Source organism: Amylibacter sp. SFDW26, from assembly GCF_009184395.1.
Classification (GTDB): Bacteria; Pseudomonadota; Alphaproteobacteria; order Rhodobacterales; family Rhodobacteraceae; genus Amylibacter.
The window spans coordinates 161,190-173,447 of record NZ_WEIC01000003.1 but is presented as its reverse complement, the minus strand read 5'-3'; the positions used below and the strand labels follow the sequence as shown (position 1 = coordinate 173,447).

Sequence of the window (12,258 nt, the reverse complement as noted above, 5' to 3'; positions counted from 1 at the left end):
ATCCTCACATAATTGAATAAATAATTTATATATTTAGTATGTTAGCTGATTAGTATTAACATAGCTGAACATAGAAAAACATTCAAACAGACGTGATTTAAGAGACTAACCCTGTTTTGCGTAAATCACTATGTGATCCTGAACAATCGATCCGCCTGCGTCATGTTATGGATACAAGTACACCGCTGATTATCAATTTGGCAAAGGGGAAGCTTGGAAGCGATGTTACAGATGTGTTGGATGGTTTGATACTGTCACTGATGGCGCAAGCCGCTTACACACGGGTCAATCTACCTGAGCACAAACGTAAACCATATTACCTGCGGTAAACGACACATCTGTGCCGCCCGCTGATAATCCGTTCCAACACGGGTTTATGTATGTGAAACAACTGGGCTCGATTGTGGCCATCACCGATGACGCGGGCCAATTCAAAGTCAGATGATAAGGGGGACACAGACGAAAGCATTCAGTGCGAGGACACTTAAACGTTAAGGGTTACATTTTAATTTTCCGCTGCAAACAGATCGCATATTTTAGCTATCACACTCTCGCGGATGTTTGGGCTTTCATACAAAACATCATGTTTGGCACCTTGCACCAAATCAAATGCACCGTTGGGCCAACGTGCCATGCGATTTTGTGCCGCGGGAGCAGCAACTATGCTATCTTCGGCGCCACAGAACGTAATGCAGGGTATGCTAGGAGAAGACATCTTTGACAAAGAGCGTGTTTCCTTTAGCGTTTGAAAGAGCCACCCCATACTCGGCCCACCAATTTGTTGATCAACGAGAGATTTCGAGATGTTGATGTAGTACTGATACATTCCAGGATCATGAGTGAGCCTGTTATCTTCAAAAGCCGTATTGAGTACATAACTTTCTCCGCGAGTACCTGGTGCATACAAGTGACCCTTTCCCAAAAATTGAGCCGTCCAAGCCAAAGACCAAGCGGCGTAGCGTTGAAATAAAGAGAGGTTTATATCCCACAAAGGCGCAGTGAACGCGCAGGCAGAAACTGGCAGCAGACCTTCTGTAATAGATCGTAAACCAATGCAGGCGCCCAGTGAGTGTCCTATCAAGTACCAAGGCTTAGGTAGATCAAGTGCGCTTGCAGCGTCAATCATCGCTGCTACGTCTTTCTGATAGTCAGAATATTTAAGTATATGGCCCGTCATTCGGTCATCAGTAAGCCTGTCGGAAAGACCTTGGCCGCGCCAGTCTATAGCGAAAGTATTGTAGCCAGCCTTATGGATTTCTTCGGCGGTGCGACCGTATTTTTCATTGTTTTCCGTACGTCCTTGGAAAATAAAGATGCTCCCCTTGGATACTTTATCCGTTGGCCAATACGTTACGCGAAGTCGAACATTGTCCTCTGTATGTATCCAATATGCAAAAACATTGATTGGGCCCTCGGCGACATGAATGTGAAAGGGAGCAGTATCCATCATCGTAGACTTATTATTTTCAATCTTCTGGAGCTTTTATAATACTTTTTTTAGTGGGTGTAATGGTCTAGCGGTTTTATTTCCGTGTGAAATATACAAAGGTAACCCCGTTAACAGCATTCCTCCGACAAGATTTCCAAGCACTACAGGTAATTCATTCCATAATAAATAGTCACTTATTGAAAACTGTCCTCCTAACATAAGTGCTGCTGGGAATAGATACATATTTACGATTGAATGCTCAAAAGCCATGCCAAAGAATAGCATTATTGGAAGCCACATAATGGTAATTTTGCCATTTACGGACGTAGCTATGTATGCGCCAATTACTCCAAGAGAAACCATCCAATTACACAGAACCCCTCGTACAAAAATAGTAAGCATGCCGCCAGCTCCATGGTCTTTATAACCTACAGTTCTATTTTTCCCGATCTCTGCGATGACCTCTCCAACTTCATTTGGTGCAGTAGTAAAACCATAAGTAAATACTATTGCCGTAAGGTATGCTACGAAACATGCCCCTATAAAATTGCCAACGAAAACTAACGCCCAATTTTTCAAGATACGCCGTAAAGTTATGTTTGGTTCATTATGCAGCCATGCAAGTGGCCCCAGAACAAATGCACCAGTCAATAGATCGTATTGCAGTAAGTTCAGTAAGCAAAAACCGATAGGAAACAAAATTGCGCCAATAATCGGATAACCAGTTTGCACTGAAACTGTAATTGCAAAGACAGCGGATACTGCAAGGATTGCACCAGCCATGAAAGATCGAGCCATTACTTTATGAATGCTCATGGATATTTTTTGCGCCCCCGCATCTGCTAGAAGTGGTAAAAGTTCAGCAGGTTTTAAATATGACATTGATATATCACCTTAAAATCAGATCAAATTATGAGATGGCTTCACCGTGGATTTCTTTGGCATCTTTACGGTTCCAATATTTATTGGGATTATCCGAATCTGAGGAATACTTTGAGCGCAGACCAAATACTGATGAGATGTGTACTGTTGGTTCTTCATGGACATGATACTTATTAATTACCAAAATAAGCTTTTGTAACATTTCTACTTCATGGGGAATTGCTACTACAATCTCTGCGGACGGTACTTCTTGGATGGTTTCTTCCGCTCCACCGTGCGCGCCATCATTTCCTTTAAATCGGCAATGCCCATTACTGCGTATGTACATACAGTGAGAATAATTACCTTGTATGAGTTCAATATTATCACCTAACATTTTTGCAAACTCTTCAACGCTTTTTGTTGGTGTTTGAATGCTCACAACGAACTGTTCTTCAAGAAAGCTCTCTTTGTCTTCAAGTTTATTTAAATTAATCATTAGTATATCTCCTTGTTATTTTGTAATTTGAGCCCAGTTTATTGCCAGTTTTTGCTGTAAAAACTGCTCTCCTAAAGCCGTTACTTTAATATGGCGTGTCTTTAAATCTTGTTCAGTGTACCCATTCCTCAGGAGGAAGGCACATAGCTCAATTGCCCATGCACCTGCTAAATGAGGTCGCTTATGTGTCACATCAATACATGCTTTTATTTGTGTTCGCTTTGTCTGATAGAAACCAACGTCCTTAGTCCAGGTTACGCCAATATCCGACAATTTATATTGGCTGTGTCCATCAATGATATTATGATGGACACAGCCAATTTTGATCAAAGCATCACATATTTGGATGCCTAAATCGCCAGCTAAATGTTGATAGCATGTACGCGCTTTGGCAAATGATTTATTCATATTTGCAACCTATCAATACATATTAACATTCATAGATTTATTCACTAGCTTCGGCTAAAACCTTAAGATCTTCACCACTTTCTTTGCTGACTAGAATATCTTTTTGCAGCCGTTCGATGTTAACTTTGTAATTTTTTAATAATGTTCCAAGCTTATCATCTTCTAAGAAATCATCACGAAAAACCACGAAGACTTCTGATGATGGGAAAGCGCATCCGAATTTGGATTTATTTAACCAATCATCACTTTCTGATGGATCTGTAATATCCTTACAACCTTCAACGTATTCAGGTTCATCAATACGTTTCAAAAGATATTTCGCATGAACCCAATCTGGTTCCCACCAATAAAACATTAATGCATCGCCAGATCGCGCTCGTTCATCTAGTGTTGTTAAGAAAGCCTTATCATCTTGGTTTATCGCTTCAAATTTATCATAAAGGCCGTAGCTTTTTAATTTTACTTTATTGAAAACAGGCGCATGCCAAGATGGAGCGCCAGGCCAATATTCAGAAAGACCATTGTTGTCATAATCAAGGTCCGTTAGAATATCGCCAGATAAATCCTTAATGCCTATCCCATCATCATTATTGAGAATGTAAAAACCCTGCTTTCCCTCATAAGGGGCATCGTTATGCACGACCGATTTATTAGTTGTGACATACTTACCCCAATTGTGCTCTTGATTAGGCATCCATAAATCAGGAAAAATATCGACTTCTCCATCATCCTTATCCATTTCGATCCACATTTTGTCAGTTTCCATGGTAACAAATTCTACATTGCGACCTGTAACTGTCTTAATTTCATGAGCTAAGTTATAAGCAATATATTTGCCACCATCCCAGCTTGGTAATACCATTCGAACAGTGTCGCTTGCCATTGCTGGAAATGTAAAACCTAGGCCAATAACGGTAGTTAAACTTTTCATTATATTATTAATTTGCATGTTTTCCTCCTATTATGTTTTTGATCTAATTAAATAAAATATTGCTGAAATCAGGATTAAAATACCTCCGCTGATAGTTAAAAAACCTACTTGTTCATTAAATAACAATGACGCCCATATTGGGGCCAGTGGAATTTCAAGAAGGCCAATCAAAGCTGCTGTTAAAGCAGTGACCCGCATCACACCGAGTAAGTAAATTCCAAAACCTAACCCAACATTAATGAGACCATATAAAGCAAGCCAATAATAATCATTTACTGCAATATTGGTAAATGTAGCGAAAGGGAGAACAATCAATGCGCCAAGAAATGCTGAAAGATATGTGGCTTTTGAACTGTCCGCATTTGGGAAGAATTTTGCTGCAACGGTAAGGGCAGCCATAAATATAGTCATTCCTAAAGCTAATAAAATGCCAATGTAGTCTTCAAGATTACTACTACCGAAGGTCATTAAAGACATTCCTATAGCAGACAAAATACAACAACATACAGCCAACGAATTTATGCGTTCTTTTAAAAATAATACAGCTAAAATATATGTGACGAGTGGCATAATCCCATAAACAAAAGACACGTTTGCAATGGAGGTATAGAAGAATGCTGAAATAAAACAGATCATTCCAGCCGTCGATAGGCTGGCAATAACAACTTCGCCTAAACTAAAGTGGAACATAGATTTTACTGTTATTTTACGGTTGTAAAACAAAACAATTAACAAGACACACAATCCACCAAAAAGGGATCGCCAAAATAATGTTGTAGGAATATCTGTTGTTACAACTCTAGTAAATAACCCAGCTGTGCTCCATGATACAGCTGCGATAAATATCAATAATGGTCCTGTGTATCTATTCATATAAAGTTCCATCTAATTGCATTTTATAAACGCTTTGAAAGACAAACTTTGAAATCCTCATTTGTTCAAAATATAAATTATATGAGGTGTTATCTACGCAACTCGGTAATTCTTGTTTGCGCGGTAATGAGTGCATAACTACACCCGTGAAATGTTTTTTTTCTAATAGGTCTTTAGTTAAAATATACTTGTTTAAAACATGGACATTTGGGTCTTCATCTAAACCGTTATGATAAATAATATCAATATTGCCCAAATCCACATCATCAAGAGACGAAATTGTTTTACAATTTATTGCTATAAATTCGTCTACATCAGAGTTATCGCAACTGACTTCTGGTGACATTACTGTTATAGTGTGGCCCAATCTGTGGAACAATTTCACTTGTGTTCGAGCGCTTCTTATATGCTGCCCCCCCATCATCAAAATATTAAGTTTTTGATCGTTAAATTTATTCTGAATAGTAAACAAATCAATCAAAGCTTGCATAGGATGCTCTGAACCTAAACCAAAACCATTACCTGCATTTATGATAGGTATTGTACTGGTTCGGTTAAAATTCAAAACAGTGTTTACATCTGAGGCACGAACCACTGCACAGTCAGCACATGTATCTACAAGAGTAGAAAAATCTTGAATTGGCTCAGCCCATTTTGAGCCAAACCTAGTATTATTTATTGTAATGGGCAGTACTTGACCGCCCATTCTTAAAAACGCGCTAACGGAGTTCGTATATGTACGCGAGCTTTCCTGTAAGAAAATTGGAGTAATAATTTTGCCAATAGCTGATTTAGAAACATCGATTTTACCTCTTAATATATCAGAAGAAACCGAAAGAATTTCACGAATTTTAGCTAGTTCTAAATCATCCAAAGAAATCAATGATTGCGACTGCATCATATTTACTTTCTAAAATGTTTTTCAAAATTATTTAAATTTATCCAATTACCATCAAATGTATAAATTCCAGATGATAATTCTTGAGCATCCATCCAATAATACTCAGGGATTGGAGGTAATGGCTTACTATATGGCTCTTCATCAAGGCCACATAAAACCTTCACGCCTTCTGAGGTTAATAGTCCGCAACAGATTGGCGGGATAGCGCCTAGAATTGGAATATTTCCAACATCTTCCATCCATCCGTAAATACTGTCTTTACTTGGAAACCTTGGCAAATAATTTGCTTGCATTCGCACCAACTTATCGATTTTTTCAGGCGTTAAATCTTCACCTTCTTTAAGTCCAATAAGTTCTTCGTAAGTCATCCCATCACGGGTAAATTTATATATAGCAGAACCCCACCCCCATACGCACCCACATAGCATTGTTTTGGCACGAGAGTTGTTGAGGTAGGCACGATGTAAGGCGTAGCGCTCATCAACTAGATAAAAATCTGTGCAATCATAAATTAAATCAGCACCTTCAACAAACTCTTCTGCTGTGTGACGTTGTATACCTTCTGGAAAAATTTCGACTGTAACATCAGGCATATCTTCATAAATCATTTTGCCAACTGTAATAGCTTTGTTATGGCCGATAGTTTTAATTCCCGCACCATTTTGGCGATTAATGTTAGTTTCTTCAAAATGATCTGGATCAGCGATTTTTATATGTCTTACACCAACCCTTGCGAGCTGAACGGCAAGATAGCTTCCCAAACCTCCAGCTCCCGCTACAGCAACGACAGATTCTGATAATTTCTTTTGAGATGCTTTTTGCTGTTGCTCATCAACACCAAGAAAACAGCTGTTTCTTGAAGTGCGTTTTTCATAAAAACTTTCGTCTTTATTTCCTTCTAACTTGGTGACACGCGCTTTTTTAGTTAACATGGTTAACTCCTAATAATTTAGTTTTTAAAATTGAAATTTATGTAGTTAGCAAAATTATGCGAAGAGACCTTCGTTTCTATAATCTCTTTCATCAGTGTATTTTATTGTAAGTTCATCATCTGGGAGGATATCTGATGCCGCATATAATGTTGCTAACAGTAAGCCATTTGTTTCAACTTTCCATTTCACCCGACAATTTGGTTCAGAACTATGATTTAAAAACGTCATAGGGCCACAAACCATAATTAGGTCACGTTTTTGATTGTCTTTGTAGGAAGTTGGATCAACAAATAAGAATTGAGCCATAGAAAAACCTACATTAGAACCTTTCGGTATTTTTCGAGCAGGGTTTTCTACAATTAGTTGACCCTCAGAGATCAACGAGATGGCTTTCAAGCCAAATCCTTTGTCATCGAAACACTCGACAATAAACGGGTTGAAAGTATTTTCAGTGTATTTAAAGCTAGGCAGGGACAAGTTCAAAACATCGACCTTTCATAAGAATAATTCGTTAAAAAAAACTAAAACTAAATAAACTACAGGGAATAAATAATCTCCCTATGGTTGAAACGATTGCATTGCTTTTTTTTAAAGTCAATGAGTCTAAAGTTATCATTTTTGATGTGCGTATTTTCGCTTATTACTAGAGATTTTTTTAATAAACCACTTAAGATAATGTTATATAAGTATTATTTTTTTGGAAAATCTAACATTTGTTAACGTCGGCTTTACTAATTATCTTTAGTCGCAAGTTCTACACATACGTGTAAGTGAGTAAATAAAAGACAAACAGTTGGAGATACGTAATCCAGCAGACCCACCGGACTACCAAACTATCGTTTCTACATACGTCTGATGATTGAGGGGAAACAGAGCAAAGCTTTTACTGCTCAAACCCTCTTCAAAACGCCTTGGTAAAAGTCACACTCAAATCATGTGACGTATAATCAAAGAAAGCCACATTCGAGCTTTGCTTTGTAAAACTATACTGCGCCTGCGGAGCAAAACCGTCTTTCCAGTTGCTGAATTTGCTCATGGCGTTTTTCTTGTCTTGAAACAACGCGAAAACGTGCTCTTGTTTCATGATCCGATAAACATTTTTATCTAGTTCCTTATCGTTTTTGAAATTCAAATAGTAGTGCTCGTGCTTGTTCATCAAAACTCCTAATATCACTTTATATGCTCTATTAAAATTAGAGGTGGCTTATTTGCCTTTGCCCCAAGTTCCGCCCATACGGGACATTGATTGGAAAACCGTATGTTTAAACTCGACAGTAAATTCCAAAATCGATCAAAATACGGTAAGAGGATATTCCCCTGTGGACATCCACGCCTTGAGGAAAGGATCGTCGTCTGGACTGGGGAAGAGATCGGGCGTGCCATAGCGACCAGCCTGGGTCATTTCGTAGTCCATTAAAATTGCGCCAACGATATAGTCAGCTGGAAGATTTATTGACCAAGCATTTGTCGAACATACGACACATGATTGGCGACGAGGGCGCTCCGGTTTGGCCATTTGCATGACCCGATTTCGCTCATTTGTGTGCATATCCACTTCACGTAAGGAAAGCACATAAATAATTGACTGCTGACCATTTGTTCCAGCGAAATCATACGCTGCATGAGTGTTATCAAAACCAAATTTATGGGTGGCGAAGAAAATCGCTACGTCGAGTTCAGAGGTCAAATCTAAAAAAGGTGTAGGGAGACCATAGTGCTGCATCATTGTTAGTAGACCAGTCTGGAACACGGCTTCATCAACAAGTAAATCAAGGCGAAACTTTCCAAACGCCCTTAAAAGTTCATCCGAGCAGTCTTCCATGTCGGAAGCTGTGTAAAGCCACTCACCTTTGGTTTGCAGGGCCTTCTCTCTAGAATGTATTTCATCCATGGGCCACATTTTATATAGTATCGAACTCCAGAATAAAAGTGGAATCCCCACAAATTCTGGAAACACGTTAAGAGTGGAGTTTAACATATGTCTCCAAACCGAAGGGACTAATGAAGTTTCCCCCAGGTCTGGATGATTGAGCTTTGGGTTTTTAACTTCGCGGTTCAAAGTGTAGTGGCTTGTTTGCCCACGAAAGCATAATTGCTTGGTCGGAAATTTTGTTTGAATTTTTTTCACAAATTCTCGAACATCTTGCTCCGACTTTGCTCGGTGTACAGGGAATGGAGAATTCATAAATCCACCTTCGTCGATAACTTTCTTGAAACTATCCGTTGAAAACCTTGTGCTCCCATCTGAAGACATCGACGGACCTCCGTGAAATCGATCGATTATGACTGGGCTGTATTCGCTGACAACATAGCCTGAAGAAATTAGTGAAGCTGTAATTTCTTTGGAAAATCCCATTCCGTTAAAGATTGCCCAAAGGTCTGCTCTAGGTTGGACACTCGTCGGGTTTTCAGACCAGTCAAAATTAGGGGCGGAATAATTATTTAAGAGCAAAATGTTTCCCAATTAATAGCAAGGCGTGTTTGATCGATTTTGATTATCGGCAGAATTACAAACTCAATCGCACCAATTTTCCCCGCAATCAAGTAAGTCTGATTGCTTGCACTAAAGTTGGGCACAACCAAATGGGCTTTTCCCGTAAAACTGATGTAAATTCATACTACAGCGAACTTCCGCTTTTCGCCCTCATTGCATATCAGTGGGTATTAACCAAAGGCAGTTAAGTCCTTCTTGCTATTATTCGGGCATTTTGTCCCCTATATGCCCCCTGACATTTTGCATAAGGAGATATTTTTCTTAATCTTTTTGCATCTAATTGAAATATATAAGGAAATTGGTAGCGGGAGAGGGACTTGAACCCCCGACACGCGGATTATGATTCCGCTGCTCTAACCACCTGAGCTACCCCGCCAAAGGTGAGGCGTGATTAAGACAGATGGGGATAAGCGTCAAGTGGGATTCTGGCATAAAAGAGATTTTCTTGGCAGTGCATTGAAAACTGTGCCAACTTGTGCCGAATAACAAAATAACACTTGGGATGGTTTAGGTGAATTCATGAGAGCATTGATACAGCGTGTTAAACATGCGCAGGTGGATGTGGGCAATAAAACAATTGGTAAAATCCCAGAAGGATTGTTGGTTTTCATATGTGCAATGCAAGGAGATCGTGCAGAGGTTGGTGCGAAGCTCGCTCTTAAAGTGTCCAAGCTGCGTATATTCAAAGATGATGAGGGTCGCATGAACCGTTCTTTGAAAGATATCGAAGGATCCGCATTGATTATCAGTCAGTTTACCCTTGGTGCGGATACAAGTCGCGGCAACAGACCGGGGTTTTCAATGTCTGCGCCTGCTGAAGAAGGTCGCGCTTTATATGAAAGTTTTATAGAGGATTTTAAAGGCCTTGGCATCCCTGTCGAAACGGGTCAATTTGGGGCGGACATGAAGGTGTCGCTGTTGAATGACGGACCAGTGACGATTTGGATCGATACGGAAGAGGGAAAGTAAACCATGGCCTTAGAGGATGCAGCCAAAGAGATTGATACAGCTATCACACGTGAGGGGCATAAGGGTCATTCTTATGAATTGACCTTTGGTGGTATCACCAGCTTTTTACGCCGTTCATACACCAAAGATTTAACAGGTGTTGATGTGGCTGTCACGGGCGTTCCGTTTGATTGCGCCACGACGAACCGCCCTGGAACACGTCTTGGCCCACGTGCAATCCGTGAAGCTTCTGCTTTGCAATCTCCTGATGCGCCTTATGGCTGGGATATTAATCCTATGACCGATTTTAACGTGGCTGATTACGGCGATGTTGCTTTTGATCACGCAAAGGTTTCGGAGTTTCCTGCTGCTTTGCAAAACCATATCAAAGGCATTCTGGATGCGGGTGCTGCATCATTGGTGTTGGGTGGCGATCACTATATCACCTATCCTGTTCTGAAGGCTTACGCAGAAAAATATGGGCCATTATCCCTGATCCAATTCGATGCGCATACAGACACATGGGTGGATGACGATCCAACCCGTATTGATCACGGCACGATGTTTTACAAAGCGGTGAAAGACGGCATTGTTGTTCCTGAACGTTCAGTTCAAGTTGGTATTCGCACAACGAACGAGGATACATTGGGTGTAAACATCATCGATGCACGTCAAGTTCATACACAAGGACCAGAAGAAACGGCGCGCCAGATAAAAGAGATCGTAGGTGATCACCAATCTTATCTGACCTTTGATATTGATGCCCTTGATCCTGCCTTTGCACCCGGTACTGGAACACCTGTTTGGGGTGGTTTGACGTCTTCACAAGCATCGATCATGCTGCGCGATATCGCGGGTATTAATCTGGTCGGTATGGATGTGGTCGAGGTTTCACCACCCTATGACACAACAGGGGCAACCGCGATCGCAGGGGCACATGTGGCGGTGGAGTTGCTGTGTTTGTGGGGCGCAGGGCGTAGGGTGCATGGATAAGCATAGTCCCGTTTAGATTATTCTGCATCAGGGGTATCACCCAATAAATAGCGCGGCCCATCTCCTTTGGCTGCTGCTACATCCATTGGGTTATATAGGTGGCATTTCTTAAAAGACAGACAACCACACCCGATACAACCATCTAATCGGTCTCGTAAATTGATTAACGTGTTAATCTGGGCATCTAATGTTGTGCGAAAGTTTTTACTGATTTTTGTCCAATCTGCTTTCGTTGGTGTGCGACCATTGGGAAGCAAGTTTAATTGCACACGAATTTCGTCGATTGAAAAGCCGAATTGCTGCGCGACACGAATAAAGCTTAAACGGCGGATATCAGAACGTATAAATTGTCGCTGCCCACCTGCGTTGCGATCCGGATAAATCAAATTCTGTTTTTCATAATAACGAATGGCTGAAACAGCGATGCCAGTACGGGTAGAAAGCTGTCCTATTGAGAGGCAATCTGTTGAACGCATCTTATTTCCTTTCTTTAAAATAAACCTTGACCTGAAGTTAGGTTTAGCAATTACAAAAGATAAATGTAATAGAAAATAATATGGAAAGGTAACTCAAATGAGCGATGTTTATTTGGAGCATTTAAACGTAACAGTCAGTGATCTTGAAAAAACAGCGGCTGTGTTGTGTGAAATTTTTGACTGGCATGTGCGTTGGAAAGGAGCATCATTAGATAATGGGAAGTCATACCATATTGGCGGTGACAAAAGCTATCTCGCCCTCTACTCGAAAGGGGGGACAGAGCTGCCCGCTGATAATTATTCCACCCCCGGAAGTTTAAACCATATTGGAGTTGTTGTGAGCGATATCAAGGCCGTTGAAAAGAAAGTCATTGCAGCAGGTTATGAACCTCATAGCCATGATGATTACGAACCAGGTTTGCGGTTTTATTTTAAAGGACCTGACCGTATCGAAATTGAAGTCGTGAGTTATGTGAATTAAAATCTCATGCTTGAGAGAACTACAAATATGCG

Annotated in this window: 16 protein-coding genes and 1 tRNA gene; 4 read left to right on the top strand and 13 right to left on the bottom strand. The window is 40.4% G+C overall.

Annotation, left to right across the window (positions count from 1 at the left end):
• Positions 1-116: 116 nt before the first annotated feature.
• Positions 117-329: a hypothetical protein gene (locus F9L33_RS10345; protein ID WP_152142712.1), complete on the top strand. Its 213-nt coding sequence runs from the start codon at positions 117-119 to the stop codon at positions 327-329.
• A gap of 176 nt (positions 330-505) precedes the next feature.
• Here the strand turns inward: F9L33_RS10345 and F9L33_RS10340 are convergent, their stop codons facing one another.
• From F9L33_RS10340 to F9L33_RS10285, 12 genes are all read right to left on the bottom strand, one after another.
• Entirely contained in the window at positions 506-1,450 is a 945-nt protein-coding gene (locus F9L33_RS10340) for an alpha/beta hydrolase (RefSeq protein WP_152142711.1), read from the bottom strand.
• 33 nt (positions 1,451-1,483) lie between these two features.
• The gene (locus tag F9L33_RS10335; RefSeq protein WP_152142710.1) at positions 1,484-2,311 is read right to left on the bottom strand and encodes a formate/nitrite transporter family protein; all 828 of its coding nucleotides are present in this window, start codon (positions 2,309-2,311) and stop codon (positions 1,484-1,486) included.
• A gap of 28 nt (positions 2,312-2,339) precedes the next feature.
• Entirely contained in the window at positions 2,340-2,789 is a 450-nt protein-coding gene (locus F9L33_RS10330) for a hypothetical protein (RefSeq protein WP_152142709.1), read from the bottom strand.
• Between the two features lie 15 nt (positions 2,790-2,804).
• Positions 2,805-3,197, bottom strand: coding sequence for a hypothetical protein (locus F9L33_RS10325; protein ID WP_152142708.1), 393 nt, complete (start codon positions 3,195-3,197; stop codon positions 2,805-2,807).
• Positions 3,198-3,234: 37 nt separating this feature from the next.
• Positions 3,235-4,146, bottom strand: coding sequence for a glycine betaine ABC transporter substrate-binding protein (locus F9L33_RS10320; RefSeq protein WP_152142707.1), 912 nt, complete (start codon positions 4,144-4,146; stop codon positions 3,235-3,237).
• Between the two features lie 12 nt (positions 4,147-4,158).
• Positions 4,159-5,001 (bottom strand): DMT family transporter, encoded by an 843-nt coding sequence (locus tag F9L33_RS10315; RefSeq protein WP_152142706.1) that lies wholly within the window; start codon positions 4,999-5,001, stop codon positions 4,159-4,161.
• On the bottom strand, positions 4,994-5,902 hold the full coding sequence (locus F9L33_RS10310) for a hypothetical protein (RefSeq protein ID WP_152142705.1): 909 nt from the start codon (positions 5,900-5,902) through the stop codon (positions 4,994-4,996). Before F9L33_RS10310 ends, F9L33_RS10315 begins: the two co-directional genes overlap by 8 nt.
• 2 nt (positions 5,903-5,904) lie before the next feature.
• Entirely contained in the window at positions 5,905-6,834 is a 930-nt protein-coding gene (locus tag F9L33_RS10305; RefSeq protein ID WP_152142704.1) for a ThiF family adenylyltransferase, read from the bottom strand.
• Positions 6,835-6,888: 54 nt separating this feature from the next.
• Positions 6,889-7,317, bottom strand: coding sequence for an SET domain-containing protein-lysine N-methyltransferase (locus F9L33_RS10300; protein ID WP_152142703.1), 429 nt, complete (start codon positions 7,315-7,317; stop codon positions 6,889-6,891).
• Positions 7,318-7,735: 418 nt separating this feature from the next.
• On the bottom strand, positions 7,736-7,990 hold the full coding sequence (locus F9L33_RS10295) for a surface lipoprotein assembly modifier (protein ID WP_152142702.1): 255 nt from the start codon (positions 7,988-7,990) through the stop codon (positions 7,736-7,738).
• A 135-nt stretch (positions 7,991-8,125) separates the two neighbouring features.
• On the bottom strand, positions 8,126-9,286 hold the full coding sequence (locus F9L33_RS10290) for an FRG domain-containing protein (RefSeq protein ID WP_152142701.1): 1,161 nt from the start codon (positions 9,284-9,286) through the stop codon (positions 8,126-8,128).
• Between the two features lie 341 nt (positions 9,287-9,627).
• Positions 9,628-9,704 (bottom strand) — tRNA-Met (locus F9L33_RS10285).
• A 143-nt stretch (positions 9,705-9,847) separates the two neighbouring features.
• On the opposite strand from F9L33_RS10285, the gene dtd reads away from it, so the two are divergent.
• Entirely contained in the window at positions 9,848-10,297 is a 450-nt protein-coding gene (gene dtd, locus F9L33_RS10280) for a D-aminoacyl-tRNA deacylase (RefSeq protein WP_152142700.1), read from the top strand.
• A 3-nt stretch (positions 10,298-10,300) separates the two neighbouring features.
• The gene (speB, locus tag F9L33_RS10275) at positions 10,301-11,269 is read left to right on the top strand and encodes an agmatinase (RefSeq protein WP_152142699.1); all 969 of its coding nucleotides are present in this window, start codon (positions 10,301-10,303) and stop codon (positions 11,267-11,269) included.
• Positions 11,270-11,286: 17 nt separating this feature from the next.
• Here speB and soxR read toward each other — a convergent pair whose 3' ends face one another.
• Entirely contained in the window at positions 11,287-11,745 is a 459-nt protein-coding gene (gene soxR / locus F9L33_RS10270; protein ID WP_152142698.1) for a redox-sensitive transcriptional activator SoxR, read from the bottom strand.
• Between the two features lie 97 nt (positions 11,746-11,842).
• On the opposite strand from soxR, the gene F9L33_RS10265 reads away from it, so the two are divergent.
• Positions 11,843-12,226, top strand: coding sequence for a VOC family protein (locus F9L33_RS10265; protein ID WP_152142697.1), 384 nt, complete (start codon positions 11,843-11,845; stop codon positions 12,224-12,226).
• The last annotated feature ends 32 nt before the right edge of the window (positions 12,227-12,258 follow it).